The 18,266-nt window shown below is 33.5% G+C and carries 14 protein-coding genes, 2 pseudogenes and 1 other annotated feature; of the genes and pseudogenes, 2 read left to right on the top strand and 14 right to left on the bottom strand.

What is annotated here, in order from left to right:
* Positions 1–29: 29 nt before the first annotated feature.
* The 9 genes and pseudogenes from ACZLO7_RS10715 to ACZLO7_RS10675 all read right to left on the bottom strand — a co-directional run.
* Entirely contained in the window at positions 30–1,391 is a 1,362-nt protein-coding gene (locus ACZLO7_RS10715) for a sodium-dependent transporter (protein WP_464939809.1), read from the bottom strand.
* A gap of 85 nt (positions 1,392–1,476) precedes the next feature.
* Positions 1,477–1,704: a binding site (T-box leader), on the bottom strand.
* Between the two features lie 286 nt (positions 1,705–1,990).
* Positions 1,991–2,863 carry a YitT family protein gene (locus tag ACZLO7_RS10710; protein WP_464939751.1) on the bottom strand — a complete coding sequence of 291 codons (873 nt, stop codon included), beginning with the start codon at positions 2,861–2,863 and terminating at the stop codon, positions 1,991–1,993.
* Positions 2,864–3,052: 189 nt separating this feature from the next.
* Positions 3,053–3,514, bottom strand: a complete 462-nt coding sequence (locus ACZLO7_RS10705; RefSeq protein ID WP_464939750.1) for a DinB family protein — start codon at positions 3,512–3,514, stop codon at positions 3,053–3,055.
* Between the two features lie 235 nt (positions 3,515–3,749).
* Positions 3,750–4,613, bottom strand: coding sequence for an AraC family transcriptional regulator (locus ACZLO7_RS10700; RefSeq protein ID WP_464939749.1), 864 nt, complete (start codon positions 4,611–4,613; stop codon positions 3,750–3,752).
* A 114-nt stretch (positions 4,614–4,727) separates the two neighbouring features.
* Positions 4,728–5,474, bottom strand: coding sequence for a GNAT family acetyltransferase (locus tag ACZLO7_RS10695; protein WP_464939748.1), 747 nt, complete (start codon positions 5,472–5,474; stop codon positions 4,728–4,730).
* Positions 5,475–5,626: 152 nt separating this feature from the next.
* A complete protein-coding gene (locus tag ACZLO7_RS10690; RefSeq protein WP_511261408.1) occupies positions 5,627–6,811 on the bottom strand; it encodes an IS256 family transposase in 1,185 nt (394 codons plus the stop codon).
* 147 nt (positions 6,812–6,958) lie between these two features.
* Entirely contained in the window at positions 6,959–7,570 is a 612-nt protein-coding gene (locus ACZLO7_RS10685; RefSeq protein WP_464941246.1) for a hydrolase, read from the bottom strand.
* 608 nt (positions 7,571–8,178) lie between these two features.
* On the bottom strand, positions 8,179–8,772 hold the full coding sequence (locus ACZLO7_RS10680; RefSeq protein WP_464941245.1) for a protein kinase: 594 nt from the start codon (positions 8,770–8,772) through the stop codon (positions 8,179–8,181).
* A 60-nt stretch (positions 8,773–8,832) separates the two neighbouring features.
* Positions 8,833–8,934 (bottom strand): annotated as a pseudogene (locus tag ACZLO7_RS10675) (DNA mismatch repair protein MutT); the annotation flags it as partial.
* A 409-nt stretch (positions 8,935–9,343) separates the two neighbouring features.
* Between ACZLO7_RS10675 and ACZLO7_RS10670 the strand changes: the two are divergent.
* Positions 9,344–10,387 carry an LCP family protein gene (locus ACZLO7_RS10670; protein WP_464941244.1) on the top strand — a complete coding sequence of 348 codons (1,044 nt, stop codon included), beginning with the start codon at positions 9,344–9,346 and terminating at the stop codon, positions 10,385–10,387.
* Positions 10,388–11,254: 867 nt separating this feature from the next.
* Here ACZLO7_RS10670 and ACZLO7_RS10665 read toward each other — a convergent pair.
* Both ACZLO7_RS10665 and ACZLO7_RS10660 read right to left on the bottom strand, forming a co-directional pair.
* Positions 11,255–11,708, bottom strand: a pseudogene (locus ACZLO7_RS10665) (transposase); the annotation flags it as partial.
* A gap of 478 nt (positions 11,709–12,186) precedes the next feature.
* On the bottom strand, positions 12,187–13,002 hold the full coding sequence (locus ACZLO7_RS10660) for an alpha/beta fold hydrolase (RefSeq protein ID WP_427751848.1): 816 nt from the start codon (positions 13,000–13,002) through the stop codon (positions 12,187–12,189).
* A 1,709-nt stretch (positions 13,003–14,711) separates the two neighbouring features.
* On the opposite strand from ACZLO7_RS10660, the gene ACZLO7_RS10655 reads away from it, so the two are divergent.
* Positions 14,712–14,963 (top strand): hypothetical protein, encoded by a 252-nt coding sequence (locus ACZLO7_RS10655; protein ID WP_464941243.1) that lies wholly within the window; start codon positions 14,712–14,714, stop codon positions 14,961–14,963.
* 220 nt (positions 14,964–15,183) lie between these two features.
* Here the strand turns inward: ACZLO7_RS10655 and ACZLO7_RS10650 are convergent, their stop codons facing one another.
* Genes ACZLO7_RS10650 through ACZLO7_RS10640 form a run of 3 tightly spaced genes read right to left on the bottom strand, consistent with a single transcriptional unit; the run spans position 15,184 to position 18,256 of the window.
* The gene (locus ACZLO7_RS10650; RefSeq protein ID WP_464941242.1) at positions 15,184–16,185 is read right to left on the bottom strand and encodes a 3-oxoacyl-[acyl-carrier-protein] synthase III C-terminal domain-containing protein; all 1,002 of its coding nucleotides are present in this window, start codon (positions 16,183–16,185) and stop codon (positions 15,184–15,186) included.
* Between the two features lie 10 nt (positions 16,186–16,195).
* Entirely contained in the window at positions 16,196–17,218 is a 1,023-nt protein-coding gene (locus ACZLO7_RS10645) for a 3-oxoacyl-ACP synthase III family protein (RefSeq protein ID WP_464941241.1), read from the bottom strand.
* A gap of 33 nt (positions 17,219–17,251) precedes the next feature.
* On the bottom strand, positions 17,252–18,256 hold the full coding sequence (locus tag ACZLO7_RS10640; protein WP_464941240.1) for an LLM class flavin-dependent oxidoreductase: 1,005 nt from the start codon (positions 18,254–18,256) through the stop codon (positions 17,252–17,254).
* Positions 18,257–18,266 lie beyond the last annotated feature (10 nt).

The following is an 18,266-nucleotide window of genomic DNA, read 5'->3' as shown; positions in this document are numbered from 1 at the left end:
TTATGCACTAAAAATTGAGTAGCTTCATATTAAAAAAAGGTAATAATTTTATCTAGTATTCCAGTAATATCAAGGAATACTATGATAATTACTAAAGGAATAATGAACCTAATGATAAAGAACCAAATATTAAATGCAATAGCCCCTAAGCTAGAATGCTGTAATATTTCTTCACGCAATTTACTTTTCTTAATCTTAAGTGGTACGAAAATAGAGATTAAAAATACGCCAAGTGGCATTAAAATATTACTAACTAAATAATCTGCTGAGTCAAATATACTCTTCGAGAAGATTAAAATGTCTGCAAAAACACTATACGATAATGCAGAAGGAACTCCTACTGCGAAAATTAAAATACCAATAATATATGCATATTTTGTTCTCTTCTCTTCTTTCCCTTTAACAAGAGAAGCTACAATTATTTCTAACATAGAAAAAGCCGAAGTTAGCGTGGCAAATAAGAATAATGCTAAAAACCCTAATAAGAATACTTCTCCAAAAATAATTTGATCAAACACAGCTGGTAATACAACAAACAGCAAACCTGGTCCTTCAGCAGGTTCTAAACCTAATGAAAATACAGCTGGGAAGATGGCTAATCCTGCTAATAATGCGATGAATAAATTCATTGAAACGATTGAAATAGCAGGTTGAATTAAACTCTCTTTTTTTGACAGATATGAACTATAAGTAACCATTACTGATACTCCGACACTTAAGGAGAAGAAAGCTTGCCCCATTGCATACAGAATACTTTCAGATGTAATACTCGAGAAATCAGGTGCTAAAAAGAATTTCACACCCTCCATTGCATTATCGAGTGTAAGTGAACGAATGATTAAAACAAAAAATAGTATAAATAATGCAGGCATCAAAATTTTACTTACTTTTTCAATTCCATTTTGAATTCCTTTTGCTACAACTAAAACTGTAAAAGCTAAAAATGCAAATTGGGCTCCAATTACCAACATCGGATTACCAATCGTCCCATTAAAGATGGATCCATAATCTGCGCCCTCACTAATAATTCCACCAAATAAACCTTTTACAAAATATATTACAATCCAGCCACCAATTACACTGTAGAAAGACAATAGGAGGAAACAAGTAAATACCCCTAACTTTCCAATCCAATGCCAATTAGTATCAGGAGCTAAACTCCGATAAGCACTAACCGCTTCCTTTTGTGTGCTTCTACCAATAACAAACTCTGCTAATAACAATGGAAAACCAATAAACAAAGAAAATAAAATAAACAGAAGGAAGAATGCTCCTCCCCCACTGATACCAGTCACATAGGGAAGCTTCCATATTGCGCCTACCCCTATTGCTGATCCAGCTGCGGATAAAATAAAACCAATCTTAGATGACCATTGCTCTGATGTTTGAATGCTAACCAATCCTATCTATATTTATTACGTCCTCTCCTCTTTATACCAAAGAAAAAGACAAAAAAGCCACGTCTCTATCTTTTACGATAGGGACGTGGCTGTTCACGCGGTACCACCCTAATTGGAAACAAAATATGTTTCCCACTTGTTTAAATAACGGTTTAATCCGTTTTTATACTCCTTACTTTATGATGAAGTATAAAAAAAGCTCTAAGAATGAAATTCACCTAAATCTATGTATCAGTTTCCACCAACCACTGATTCTCTGTCAACAGGGAGACCCGGCTTAATATGTTCTTGTCGTCGCTCATTTGATATTTAGAATATTAAACGAAATTATAGTATGTTAAGATGCCAAGGTCAAGACTTTTTTCAGACTTTTATTATTATTCGACCTAATTACTTTTTTGATTCTTTACTTATACTTGGTTTAAAGACATTTATTAAGTTCGTTCAAAATTCAGTTTTTCCCCTATTGAAATATTAAAAGAAGATTTGATAGATCATTGTGTAAATAGAAAAATACCTCTTTATGACGTTTAAAATAACGAAATAAAGAGGTATTTATTTATTGCTTTTTAAAATTTGTCAATTATAGATTATTTAACATCTTCTTCATCAATTCTTGCTTTTGAAAATCCTCTTCCAAGTATTTCAGATGCATTTAAGAAAATGACAAAAGAATTGGGCTCTCTATCTAATAAAAGCTTTTTAAAATAAACAGCTTCTGATTGTTCCACTACACATAAAATCATTGTTTTTTCTTGATTCGAATAGCCACCGAGTGTCTTAATCTTCGTCAATCCTCTATTGATTTCATGCTTAATAATAGACTGGATTTCTTCTTCTTTATCTGTAATAATCAGTACTAATTTAGTTGGTGACGTTTGTAGCTGTACAAAATCGATTACTTTACTTGTAACGTAGATGGAAATCATCGCATACAATGCTAACTCAAAGTCAAATACTAACGCGGAAGTGATGACTACTAACCCATCTACAAGTAGCTGTGAAAAGCCACTTGATAATCCTGTGAATTTCTTTAGTATTTGAGCGATTAGAGCAGTTCCTCCTGTTGAACCATTCCCACGGTAAACAATACCAAGTCCCACTCCTAGCATGATCCCGCCATAAATAGCACTTAATAAGGGATTATCAATAGGTAAATGGAGACCTGGAGTTAACCAAATAACAAGTGGAACGAACGTAGTACCAACGAGTGTTTTCCAGCTAAAATCTTTACCTACTATTAGGATTCCTAAGATAAATAATGGAATATTTATCAACCACTGTACGTATGCCGGATTAAATAGAAAAAGTTCATATAAAATGGTACTTATCCCTGAAATACCGCCAGCAGCAAGTCTAGCAGGCAATAGGAACATATTGAATGCTAGGCCAACAAGCGCTGCTCCCAACATAATTTGTATATATTCAAAAATAACAATTTTTTTTTGATTTTTCGTGTTCATATAGCCCTTGCTCCCTCTTTATTCTAAATTCTTCCTCATTCTATCAGAAAAGGGACGTTACAACATAACTTTTTCTTTTATAACATACTTTTTGATTTTAATTTAGAACCTTAAATTTCCTTACGATTATTCCTGACTGGGAATGCATACTCCAATTAAAAACAAGTTGGTAGGTTCAAAGTATAAATATCATTCAAATAATAGTACATCTGGGTTTTTCCCTAGTAAAATAATGTACAAATGCAATTGCGCTCGGTGATGATTTAGGTGAGCTAATACCTCTAACAACCATTCAAAATAGCTATAAGTTGTTCCCCAATATGAAGTTGCTCTATTAAAAGTATCTGTTAGATTTTCATAAAACCAAACTAATTCCTCATACCCTTCATTCAATTGCTGCAGCATTTCCTTTTTACTATTTACTGTATATCGTTCATAGAAAGCATCCATTTCTTCAATTGTGGCTTGTTCGATTATTTGAAGATCTGCCTTGCATAAAATAGCTATATGACTAACTAACTCCCCGACAGTTCGCTTTCCTTTAATGGGAGCTATTTGAAAATCTGATTCATCTAAAATTTCTATTAACCCCTTAATACTATTAATCGTAAATTGAATTTGATGGAAGGTATTTTGTAAATATGTATTCATTGTTATCACTTCCTCACGGTTACTTCTTAATTTTTAAAATAATCAACAAAACCCTTCCAGTCATCCTTAATAAACTCCCCGACTCCCCCCCGCATTACTTGCATTTTAGCAGATACTTCGTGATAAATATAGAATATTTTAACAAATGCATTCTGGTTACAAAAATTTTAAAAAGAAAAAACAGCAGAAACAAATACGTTTCTGCTGCTAGACGTTATTCTTGTAAAATCTTTAATTATTTTAAAGGAATCCATATCTCCGAATACAAATCCGGGCTAAATGGATCATCATCAGTGTATACTTCTAATTCTGGTGTACCTGCATGCTCATAATTATTTGATGGGAACCATTCTGAGAATATCTGTTTCCATACTTTTGGCATTGCATCGGGCATAGGTCCACGAACTTCGAATACTCCCCATTTTGATGCAGGGATTTCAAGCTTTGCAAATCCTTCGGGTGGAGTACCACCATATTCTGTTGCTATCCAATAGTCGATTTTTTCTTCTGATTGTGTATCTTTTTTATCTACACAAACGCCTAGAACACCTGTTATTTCTCCATTGTTCAACTTAAATAGTACCTCGTCAGTTCCCTTTGCATTGATTTCGTCCCAAAATACTGGGATGCCTTTAAGATTCTCATCATTCTTTAATGCAAATTCACGGTTGAGTCCTACAACTTGAAAACTTTCTCTTTCAACAATTTTATATTCCATCGGTGTTGCTCCCTTCAGACTTACCTGGATTGCCAGGCGATTATAAGATTTCAGCTTTCCAATGTTCTTTCGTACATCACTTGGTGTTACACCATGTTGTCTACGAAATGCTTTTGTAAAAGCCTCGGGAGTGTCGTAGCCATATTTGTAGGCGACATCAATTATTTTGCAGTTATTATTTGCCAACTCATGTGCAGCAAGAGTTAAACGCCTTCCTCGAAGATACTCTCCTATAGACATATCGGTTAATATCGCAAATGTTCGTTGAAAATGATATTCTGAAACGTTCGCTTGTTTCGATATACTTTCAATCGATATATTCTCCGTTAAATGATTCTCCATATAGTCGATTGCCTTCTGTAATGATTCAACCCAACCCATATCGCTCACTCCTTAATTGAATAATAACAGTCTCAAATAACTAAATCCTGTCATTTTATGCTGAGATAAGACCGTATTCTATGTATTAGTTTTACTAAAAGTAATCTTGCACTTTCACTCCTGAAACGTAATCCAAGTTGGACCTGGCTCAAAAGGACATGCTTTTAAAATCTCTAAAGCATATATACTCGTCGTATCAAATTCACCTACTAGATATTTATAATCATTGGTCTTTGCATATGTAATTTGATGAGAGGTTAATATCTGAAGCACAGACAAATGCTCTAGTTGATCAACACCGCTCCAACCTATTTCCAATTCCTTTTCATCCTCTGCTTCATGTAAAAATGAATAAGCAATAATGTTTTGATTTATCGGATTACAAAGAATGAAACTGCCGTCTAAAATGGCATCACTATATAGTTGCTGCCACTGCTGTATCGACATTTCTGCTACAGGATTCGCAAGATGTGTTTCTTCATAATTACGCTTAACAAGTTCTGTTAGTTGTTCCATCTGACTATGATTATCCACTATGTCTTTTAATGTTTTTAGTTCGTATACGCTCTGATCCAACGCTTTAAAATGTTGCTGTAAGTCCAATTTAGGCATATATGTTTTGCGAATAATTTTCATATTCAATTGTTCATACAAATCCATTAGCTTCCTAGACGTTTCCCATAACGATGTCTGTAAAGGAAACTCAGATACCTCGTTTTGCTTTACATATTGCAATAATTGTAGCCCTACATTCTGAGAAGATAACGGTTTACTGTACAATCGAAAATACAGACAATACGGATGTATTTTACTTTTCCACGTAACAATTAGCCCTACTAGATTCTCTCCTTCATAAGCCATATAATCAAAACACTTCCAAAAGCTATTTTCGAGAATATATGTGTTAAAACAATACTTAATATCAACTCCTTCTCATTTCTCTTATTGCCTACATTAAGGGACCGTCAATATTTATGTGTAAATGAGTGTGACCTTTTCTTGTAGATGCTCTTTTATTCTTTTGATTTGAACATTAATTCCAACTCTGCACGCGATTTGTCGAACCCTAAATGACATCGTGTAGCGAAGCGTTGATTGTACTGATCAAACTGAGATACAAGAAAGCGTTCCAACGATTCTTCGTTTGGGAATTGCTCTTTTCGCTTGCTGTATTTCTTGATTTGTTTATTAAAGGATTCTATTAAGTTTGTGGAGTAGATGCTGCGCCAGATACCTTTTGGAAAGCTGTAGAACGTGAAAATATACGGATTTTCAAGCAATGGCTTCGTTACTTTCGGGTAAATGGATTTCCATTTCTCCACAAATTCTTGCAATGCTTTTTGCCCCATTTCGAGGTTGTCTGCACGATAAACAGTCTTAAAATCCTCGCAAATTTCAGCTCGATCTGTCACACGTACTTTATGTGCAATATTACGTGCAAGATGCACACAACACGATTGATATTTTGACTCGGGAAAGACGGAGAAAATACTATCAGTAATACCTTTTAAACCATCTGAAATGAATAATAATATTTCTTCTGTGCCACGATCTCTGATATCTTCCAAAAGTTCTTTCCAAACTCTAGCTGATTCATTTGGTGCGATTGTGTAAGCTAAGACTTCTTTAGAACCATCTTCACGAATACCAACGGCAATATAGACGGCTTCTTTTGCGACTGTTTCACGTTTTAGAGCGATATATGTCGCGTCCAAATAAACGCACGCATAACGTGCAGAGAGAGCTCGAGCTTGGAAAGCTTCTACCTGTTCAGACATCGCTTTCGTCATATTCGAAATCGTTTGTGGCGTGTAATGATGACCATACATTTTCTCAATTAAATCAGAGATTTCCGTCATCGTTACACCTTTTTGGAACATATGAATGACAAACGATTCGAGCGTATCATTTGAACGCTTATATGGAGCCACAGTCTGTTGTCTAAATTCACCGTTGCGATCACGTGGAATGGCAATTTGAAGATCACCAAATTCTGTGTGAAGCGTCCGTGAATAGGCGCCATTTCTAGAGTTGCCAGAGTTGAAGCCAATACGGTCATACTTTTCGTAGTCTAAGAAACATGTCAATTCGCTCGCTAAGAGCGCGTTTACGGCCGATTCTAGGTGCGTGCGAAAAACTTCCTTAATATCTTCTTTTTTTACTAGAGCTTGGACAATATCTGTTGTAAACTTATTCATAGGGAAGACCTCTTTTCTGTGAATTGTGTTGTGGTGACTTAATTCTACAAGAAAAGGTCTTCCTTTTTCTATTTATTCATTTACACAAGATATTTTACGCTCTCTACATTAATAGTTGTTGATAATTTCATTAAATATTTATTGTAATTAACTAATTATAGATTTTATATTCAATAACCCCTTATCAACTGATGTCTCTATATAACCAACTATCTGATCAAACGTAAATACGTTAAGTTTTTCATTTATAACTTCCTTATCGTATTCCATATCGCCTAATACATAAGGAACGAACTTTTCAACATCTGTGGACTTAACCTCTTGCAAATCAAAGATTGTAGGAAGAGGAAAACTTAGTATTTTTCTCAATTCGTCTGTAAAATCATAGTATTCCAATAATTTACCATTCAGTAATTGGAAATCATTATGGTATAAATTAAATACTTCTTTATTAGCTTCCATTCTGTTTTTCAACCAGGGAAGATAAAAACCGTTCAGCCATATATCATCAGAGATTAAATGTGTAAAATACCCCAATATATAATGACTTTCTACTTGCGAACTATATTTATGTAAAAATCCTTTATAATCAATTCTTCTTGAATAATTTTGTACATCACCTTTAAAGAAATGTGATAAGTCTTTAGGTGAAACAGCATCTGGAGCAATACCCCCAAGTATAAATGGTGTTTTATCTTCTATCGACAGACACTCTGCAATTCTATTAGCTATAACCAAGTGCATTATTCTTGAACCCATAATTCCCCTCACCCTTCAATAATTTTCTTAACTAAGAGCAACTTGCCTTTCTTTATAGATTATTATTCTATAAACCTTTCCAAAACCTTTACATCTTTTCAAACGCATAATTCATTGATTTTATCACTAGCAAAAATTATCCGCATTTTGGATATTATAGATACCTTTTGTATATTCAGCATCTTTCCTCATGGTGAAAAGGTCCTTAGTCCAAGCTCATATAGTGTGCATGATATTAGCATAATTTCGACTAAGTGAGAAGAAAAATGGCATTGTGTCTTCTGTGGATTCCATATGAAAAATCACAAAAAATTAAAGAATAATCGCTGAAACTTCTTCTTAAATAAAACCCGATAAATTAGCAACATTTTATGAATCCATATAAAAAATGGATGATAAATAAAAAAATACTCTCTTATAGCTATCATGCTGGAAGAGATTATTATTTTAATGAAATCAACAAATTGATTTGAATGTATCAATTTTTATTAGAATAATTTTTATTACAAAGCTAAAAAGTTGTCACCTAACTGATTGGTAGTGTACTACATTATGTTGTCACCAATCTTTTCAGCCTAGTTCATTCAATATAAAGATAAACTACTGCACTACTGCTTACCGCAAGCATAGCAACGCTTATCTTTATCTTCTTGGCCATACATACGTAGTTCTTTTTCAATACCACATACTCGGCACTTCTCAAAATAAATTTGTGGCAACTCCCCCGCCTCAGCTAATGGAACCCACTCTGTTTCATACAAGCTTTTGGTCATACCAAAATCGATTATCACTAGATTCCCTTCAGTATTTATGCCAAAGTTACTGCTATCCTTTAGATCAAAGCAATCAAATTTTTGATCTAGTTCTCTTAATAGTCCTCTAAATCTCGTGGATGTTCTACTATCTTCTACTATGTCTAACTCATATGTCTGATTGTCTTTTAGCTCTAAATTTTCGAAATAGCGTTGTATACAAATATCCTCATTAACATAAACCATCTCTGCTAATAAATCTGCAGCGTTACGAGCTTTCATATATTCATATATTTCTATCTCATTTAGTGATTGTTTGTACCCTATAGGATGTAAGTGTACTTTTATTACAAACTCGTCGACACGGTACACTTTTCTTGAAGATCCGATACCAATACAGTTTTCTTCTTTACAATAAGGCTGCCAATTTGAAATAATTTTATTTACCATTTCTCAATCCTCGCTGTCAATTGAAATTCAAGCATATATAATGCTCAATATCAAAGTCTATTATTCGTTAGATAACCTTGCTAATAAGTTATATCCCGGATTTACTTCCCACGTTTCATATGGGACAAAAGATTTCGCTCTCACAGCATCAAACGTGCGAGTTTATTGTTATGGGCGAGTTATGTTTAGCCAATTCATTCAATTATCCTATAACTGCCGTTTTTTGTAATCACTTTTTATTACCAATAGTTTATTTTAACCTAATTATTAGTTAATTATATAGATATATGTTAATAATTTACTGCTAATATTTAGGAACATAAAAATAATACCACCTGCAACAATTCCTAGAGAGATAGTGATTACTAAATGTAAAGATTGTTTTAAAGCTAGATATATGACTGCTAAAGCGATTTTTAACCTTCTATAAGTGTGATATACTGTTAATACATTAAAAGGAAAATAACCTAAAGATATACTTGAAAAAGGTCTACCAATAGTATGCATAAATCCGTGCTTTTTGATGGTACTTTTAAGAATTGCTCAATATTAGTCTAGAGAGGAACTTACTATGAGGATTACGAAAAACGCGAAAAAAAGAGAAGAATCTAAGAAGAAAATATTAAGAGTAACTAAAATAGTAAGTATACTATTACTCTTAGTAGTGTTTAGTTATGCCGGTTTTATTTTTATAAAAATGAAAAATGCATTTGATAATTCTACGGTTAATATAGAAAGAACAGGTGATAAATCTGAGCTTAGAGAAGAAGAAGTTTCATTTAATAATGATAATCCCATTTCTATTTTGTTATTAGGAATTGAAGATTATTCTAGTAAAAAACAAGATGGTCGAGCTGATACACAAATGATAATTACGTTAGATCCGAATACAAATGATATTAATATGGTTACTGTACCTAGGGATACAAGAGTCAACATTGAAAATGCAGGAGAATATTCAGGTATACATAAAATGAATTCAGCTTATACATATGGTGAAATAACAGGATATGGCGCAGCTAAACTTCAAATAGAGACTGTTGAAAAACTCCTTAACATCCCAATTGACAACTTTATTGCAGTTAACTTTGAAGGGTTTCGTGACATTGTTGATGCTTTTGGCGGTGTTTCAATTGATATTAAAAAAGGTTTTTGGGAAGAAAATATTTATAATGGAAAAAAGATTAAATTTAAACAAGGTACTGCTCATTTAACTGGTGAAGAATCACTTGCTTTTGTACGTATGAGAAAAAGAGCTGAAAATGCTACCTATTCTAGAGAAGAAAGACAAAGACAGTTTTTAAAAGCAACAATTGATCAAGCTGTTTCAGCAGGTACAATTTTTAAAATTGGTCAAATTGCAGATATTCTTGGGAAAAATGTTGAAACAAATCTGTCAGTGAAAGAGATCTATGCACTGCAAAAAAAATATACAAAATCAAATAACTTATCAATAAAAACGTTAGAGATCAAAGGTGCCGATAAAAGAGTAGATGGAAGTTTCTTTTATATTCCAGAAGAGAAAAGCCTAAAAAAAGTTAGTAAGAAATTACGTAATATACTTAAGTTAAACAAGGATACTGATTTTATTACTAATGCTGATTTCGTTGAATGAATAATGATTTAAATGCTAAATAATCCATTATAAAAAATTAAAACAACCTTCATCGATTTTAATGAACTGAACCCAGAATAAGTGGACAAAAAAAAGTGACCCTATTTTGGGTTTTTCTGCGTAAAATTCTCGTTATACAAAAAATAAGAAAGAATTTAGAACGGAGAGTTTAAAATGAGTAAAATCAACTTTAATAATCAACAACAATTACTAAAAATAAATTCAAATGTAGCTTCGGTATCAGATTAAGATGTTTGAAAAATACGAAAAGCTCAACCATATCGTAAGTTGGTGAAAGCTACAAAAGAACACACTACCCTGGCTAATCAATTTACAGAGACAATTTAAACAGGATGAGCCACGCAAAGTACTCCTGACAGATATTAATTATTTGTACTATAGTAATGGTCAACCTGCTTATTTATTATGTGTAAAAGATGTAGCAACACGTGAAATAGTCGCTTAAAATCTATCTATGAACTTAACAATGAATATTGCATATCGTACACTTGATAAGCTCGCAAAGACTTTGGAAGGAAACATTCAGCTAGAAGCACTATTACATTCAGCTCAAGGATTCTATCACACACAGAATTTTGTATTCACTAGAAAAATGGGATTAAAACAAGATGTCCAGAAAAGGAAATCGTTTAGGTAACGCATACGTTTTACTCTTCGCCCCGTTTTTGTAACACCCATCACTCAATGGACAGACTTTCCACTTTTCAATGTCAAAATAATAAACAGTTTGTTGATTTGCACCTTGATTTTTCTTACCTATACGTACTTTACGAATTGCAAAATGACATGTTGGACAAACGAACATCTCTGCATCTTTATTAAATTCGAATTCATTCTTTTTTAAGCGATTTCCGACTCTACTTCATTAGATATATTCTTCGTTGGGAACTCGTCCTTCATCGATTCATCAAATTGATACATGGCTTTTCGAACGTGTTTAGATTTTACTTGTAGGAATTCTTTCGGTGATTTTTGGCTTAAACATGCTTTTGTATATGTGGCGTCGACAATACGACAATAATTGATTTACTTTTAATGAGGTTCTTTTCGAATGCGATTTCAACGGATTTCTCGATAAGCAGTTCTAACAAGCTTGAGTCCTTAAGACAAATTCTACGGAATTTAGTCAAAGAACTCGAATCAATCACTGGATCTTCCGGCGCCATATCTAAGAAATATTTAAACGACATGTCGTATTTTGAGAGCTCGAATACATCAACATCTGATAGATTGAAAATCGATTTAATAAGAGATATTTAAACATACGAACTAGAGAAATCGCATTACGTCCGTTGTCGAGCTTAATACTTATAAATGAAAAAAGCGATTCGACGATTGCATCGTCAAATCCCTCGCAAAGATAACTATCTAGACTTTTTCAGTGCCCTCGCACAATACCGAAGTCATTTAATTGCAGCTTAAACTGCATAGGAGCTTGGTAGCTTTTATTAAACTATCCATGTTTAAGTTCGCAGTTCATAAGTCGGTGACAGGTTGCTTAACTAAAAAGAGACAGTGACCTATGCGTGTGACTGTACACCCTTCCTTTCTTTACTTTATTAGGTAGCAATTAGATTCCTTGAATAATCAAATACCGTAAGAACTGAATTTGAAATATCGGTTTGCTATACTTATTAGGATTCCGCTCAATAAAATCATCGATTTCTTCTTTTAACTATTTACTACACAACGTAATTGAACCAATAACGTTTTTGCCTGGTCGTTTAATAAAAAGAAAGAATTCAGTGTTTTTGCTGTAATAGCTTCCCAAAAAGTATTTAATGCTTATATAGTCTAACGTCTTTGTAATATTTTAATTCATTACCTTTTAAAAAATCTAAAGTCATTTCATTAAAAATATCTTTTTTCATAGTACTTAATGGATCAAATGCATCTTTGAAAAGAGCCAGGATAGAGTTTGGTATTTCATTAAAAATAACTTGAGACGCTTTTCGTTCATCGACTCCCAGCACCTTTTTGTCTCCCCCCATCACTAGAGTTGGTACAGAAATAAATTTCAAATCAGAAGTATGGTTAACAAATTTTTGTTTTTTTGCAGATAACAACATTTGTTTATCAAAACTAAAAGAGTTTCTTAATATTTCTTTTGTATATTCATCGTTTTTATAAACCTTTAACAATAATTCAATAATTTTTTCAAAAGAAAGTAACCTCATGATCAAATTTGAAAATCTAAGAACCACACCAGATAGCTTTGTAGGAATTTCACTATATCCATTTGACAACACTAATTTATTTATATATCTACTATTTTTCACTGCAAATAGTTGAGCAACAACCGCTCCTTGAGAAACACCTACAATATTAATTTTTGAAATCTCCAAAGTATCCAAAAAACATTTTACATCCTCTGCTAGCAATCTAGTGTCATATTGTCCATTAGGAAAATATCTTGAAGATTCACCATGACCTCGCATATCCATCATAATTAATTGATATTCCTTTGATAAACTATTAATTTGTGGTAACCACATTTTCCAACTCGCACCTAGTCCATGTAGCAATAATAAAGGCTCCCCTTCACCTCTAATTTCATAATTAATTGAAATACCGTTTGCTTGAACTTTTGGCATTAGCGAAATCCCACCCTTGATTTAGTTTGAACCGATATCATTATTTACTTATTATTAAAAAGATAAGATGTAACTAAACCGTAAGAAATTGTTCAAAGACATTTGTACAAAGGAATCAATCGTAAAAATTGATTTCAAATGTTCGCTCGGTACGTCTCAAATACAAACGAAAACCAATTTACAAATTCCAAAAAAGACATTTCTTGACTAGTTTCTGTACGTAACTACAGAGGAAATAACCAATATAAATAAACATCTATAAGCAAATAATCCTTCATGATAAGCTACCTTTCAAATAGCAGACCAGCACTAAGTTACAGACGACGAAAACCTCGTTTTTAAGCTTTACCAGCAGGTAACTAAATAATACACATATCGAAAAAATATGATACATTTAAATAAAATAGAACGAAATAATTTATATTTGATATTACCCCCTTTTAAGTAGACAGTGGTTTCAAAGACTTCCTAAAAATAAAAACAGGCACCTCTCCAAAGTCCGTAGCATATGAACAACCTATAACGAATGGAGAGAACGCCATATAACCAACCATTAATTCCCAATTGGTAGCATTGATCTATAACGCTAGCATACTAGCAATCGATTCTTATTTACACAATTTAACGTATCTTAATTTTAAGCTATGTTAATTAAAACTGTTGATATTCGAAAAATGCGAACAACTATTCCACAATGTAATTAAGAATTTATCTTTCAAGTAGTGAATTAAAAGAAAACAAAGGATAGGCTACGTTGTGAGCATTGTGATGCCAAATAAGTGGTTCGTTTTAGTAAATTCAAAGTGAAAATGGATGAAAACAGATGACCACCAACGCTTTCGTTTTAAGGATTGTGAAAAACATTAACTGAAACTCGCTCTTAAAAATCAAATTACTAGTTAGAAGTTTATCGAGTGTATGCTTCTTGGATTAAGCTTTCGTGAATCTGCATAGAAGATGAAGGTACTTCCCACGTAACCCTATTTACTTGCGAAATAAAGTCTTATCGGCTCTTGCTCAAGTGGAATTAGAATTATTCGAAGAAATTGTTGAAATGTGAAAACGAATTAATAGAAGCACTTATCTTGATTAACAATCGACCAAGAAAATGCTTAGGGTGGAAAACTGCAGACGAGTTCATAGTTACTTGCCCTAAGTCCATTTTCTTCGGAAAGAATTCTCGTAATAAACCATTCCCATTTTCATTAGATCCTCACTGCCAGGGGGCGTAAGGATCTGCGAAGTAGAACGGGATTTTCGGCTCTTTTTCTAACGTTTTATAGCAGCTAAATTCTTTTCCACGATCCGTTGTCGCTGTTAGAAATCCTTGTGTTGGAAGAACTGAAACCAACTTGCGAATCGCACTTTCCATTGATTCTGCGGGAAAGACAATCGCCATAATGCCGGACGTAAGTATCGTAAAACTGGTTGAAAATTATATTTTCGAGTGATTAGTCTCGAACAAAATTGTATGTTAGTAACACGTGACCGAACAAAAAATATTTTTTTGATTACTTGAGCTCGGACGTATTAAAAAAACAAAATTGGAAAAAGGAATTGGTCATAAATTACAACCATTTACGATTCTAGTACTGATGCTTGGCGAGCGTTTAATGCCTATGTATATACATATGATTTTATAAATTCAGAAAAATCAAATAGAATCACTTTATATGTATAATGATAATTATTTCTTGTTTTCTTATTAGTTGCTTGCTTCGAAAGCGGAACAAATTGCAATTGATATAGCAATAGAAGAAGGATATCAATTTCCTGAATTTTGTAATGGAACAACCAAACATTACGAATATTCTAAATTGGATAACAAAGATTTGGAGATTTGGGATGTTCAATTAATAACCTCCAACCATCTCAAAAAATTGAATACACCTGAACTGATATATTATGGCAGAATGGATGATGGAAAACTTATTGATAAAGTTAGTGGAGTAGATAAATAAGTATTGGGGGGATTATTTGAGAATTCGACACTTGAAATGTCACAAGAAAAACAGCGTTGGTTCTACACATTCGCAGATCCAACTCTGTTTTTTCACCTTAAATCAACAATGAAAATTAACATCACCTTTAACAGCCATCACCGAATTCAATAACAATTAAAGTTAACTGCGTAAATTATTTAAAAACACAGAATTTATCTACGCCTCCTCACGATACAATCTACACCTGAATTGTTAAAGCCATCCATGTAATTCCTACACCCGCAGACAATGCCAAGATTTTATCACCTTTTTGTAAGGAATGGGTTCGCGCTAAGTTATCTAAGTCGACTAACAAACCTGGTGCTCCAAGGTCACCTTGTTTAGATAAGAAAGGAATATTTGTACTTTCATGGAGAAATGAAAATTCGGAAGCGATCTTCTTCATTAAGTCTATCCTACCTGAAGGAAGAATTAAATACTTAATATCACGCAATTCCCATCCACTATCTATTAATACATTTTCAGTTACTTTTTTATAATTTTTAATATTCAGTTTATTTAATGCTGGGATCTTACTTTTATTAATTATAGAATATTGACCATCTGGTAAATTAGGATATTGATTACTTAAATTCTTTGTATATGCTGTTCCATCAGTTAGATGTCCTAATGAATGAAATTGACCATCTGTAAATCCATTGAAGCTAACTAGTCGATGTGATACATCTTTACCCTTTTCTAATAAGGTTGCTGCTGCAGAATCTCCGAAAATTAGCCCAGCTCCTGATCTCTCTTTAGTGTAAGCATCCCACATGTCAGCTGCTACAATTAAAGCCTTATTCCATTGATTCCCACCTAACATCATTGCTTTTATCGCTTGAATAGCTGCTTGAACTCCCCCGCAACCCAGTTGCATTTCAAAACAAAAAGCATTTTTAATGTTTAGTGCATCAGCCACTTTGGCCGCTGGCGACCATAGAAGATAATCCGGGGGAGTTGCTCCTACATATACAATTATATCAATATCATCTGACTCAACATCTAGTTGATCCATTAGCTTGATAGCAGCTCTGATTGCCATTTCCGTAGGTGTGTCTTCGAGTTGACCAACAGGTACTTCTGTTACACCAATTTTATTAAACACTATTTCTTGAATATAACCAGATTCAATCAATTTACATGTATTATATCTTTTTTCAGGTATATAAGTACTGATACCCGAAATCCCTATATGTTCCACAATTATCCTCCTAAATAAAATCTTCAGGTCCACACCAACGTATCGCCATAGCCCCATACGACAAACCAGCTCCAAAAACAATTAAATATATTATTTTACCAGGAGTTAATATGCCATCATCTACAGCTTCTGTTAATGCTACCGGTAGATTTGCACCTGCCATATTTCCATAGCGGTCTAGATTTAGCAACGCTTTTTCAAAAGGAACACCCACATCCTCTAATCCTTTTCGTATAATATTTATATTTGCTTGATGGGTAAGAAATAAGTCTACTCCCTCAATCGGTATTTCTGTTTTACTTGTCAACCTTAAAGCAAGTTTCGGAATAATCTCTGTCCCAAATCTATAAACATCTGGTCCATTCATATGAAAATATTGTAGACCTTCATCAATATTTTCTTTAGTAAGAGGTAAGGCATTTCCCCCTGCTGGAACATACGCCGCAAAATAACCAGACGGATCACTACCTAGTTCAGTATGAAGAATACCTGTATTCCTTTTTGTAGCTCTTAGAATATAACATCCTGCTCCATCTCCTAAAATTACACTCGTAGTACGGTCTTTCCATGTAACTACTTTAGAATTAATTTCAGGTATTACAACTGCGACAGTTTTATACGTTCCATCACTTATAAACTTTGCACCCACAGATAAAGAAAAAACCCCACTAGAGCATCCTCCCGAGCGAACATCAAAACCAGGTGTATTTTTCATTCCCAGCTTTCTCATAATCATCGTAGCTAATTGGGGACTTTGATGATCGGGCGTATTAGAACCCGAAATAAGCAAATCGATATCATCAAAAGAAATACCTGCTCTATTCACAGCATCCATAATCGCATTAACACCTAAATCGGAGGTTACCTCATCACTCGTCGCAAATCTCCTTTCATGAATCCCAAGTTTATTGACTATCCATTCATCTGAAGTGTCAATTATTTTTTCCAAATCCGCATTTGTCATAACATGTTCAGGTAAGTACTTCCCTGTAGCTAATATACCTACATTATTTACTGTTTGTTTTTCACTCATGAAAAAACTCTCCCTCTAATTTCTCTTTGCAAATTATACATATAAACCAGGTCGTTCAATTTTTTTCAATTGAGGTAAAACTTCTTTTGCAAATAGTTCCATGGTGCGACAAGCATATTCATGTTCAATCCCTCCAAAACCGACTGATAAAACGAGTTCTGTGATACCACTTTCAATATACGATGTCATTATTCTACTTGCTTGTTCAGGTGTTCCAAAAAAACAAAGACCTGACTCCATGAAATTTTCAGGCGTTCGTTTTATACCTCTATTATTAAATAGTTTTTGAAGTGCTTTTATTCCCCGTTGTTTAGCAAATTCCTCGTCTTGATCAAGTACAAGGTTTAAGCAATAAGCCACGTGTCTATCTTCTTTTGGGTATTTACTTTTATCATAAGTATCGTGATACCCTTCAACCATTTGTTTAACCTCATCTATTTTTCTTACGGAAAGAGCAGACATGAAAATAGGTATACCTTGTCTAGCCATAGCTTGAATTGCCTCATTGCGGATTGTAGCCATTAAAGGTTTTTTCAATTTCTGAACAGGCCTTACGTTTAATCCGCCATCAAATTGATGATATTCCCCTTGAAAAGTCACGTGCTTTTGTGACCATAACTGAAAAATTAATTCAGAACTTTCATCTAGCATTTTAACACGATCTTCAAACTCTATATTAAACCCCTCGAATTCATGTGGTAGATATCCACTACCTACTGCAAACTTCATTCTCCCGTTAGAAATAATATCCAACATAGCAAAATCTTCAGCAACACGAATCGGATTATGTAACGGGAGAACGGACACCGCAGTACCAAGACCAATATTGCTAGTAGTTCTTGAAACTGACGATAAGAAAACTGCAGGTGAAGCTATACTTCCATGTTCATTTTGAAAATGATGTTCCGCTAACCAAAAAGTATCAAAATTTAAGCTATCTGCTAATTCAATTTGTTCTTGGACTTCCTTATATTGTTGTTTTATGCCAACTGGGCTGTCATCATAATGATCAACAAGGGAAAAAATCGAATATTTCATAAGGGAACCA

The sequence above is a fragment of the Viridibacillus sp. d25.2 genome (assembly GCF_055456015.2).
The sequence above is the reverse complement of the archived record's forward strand: the minus strand, read 5'-3'. Positions and strand labels throughout refer to the sequence as shown.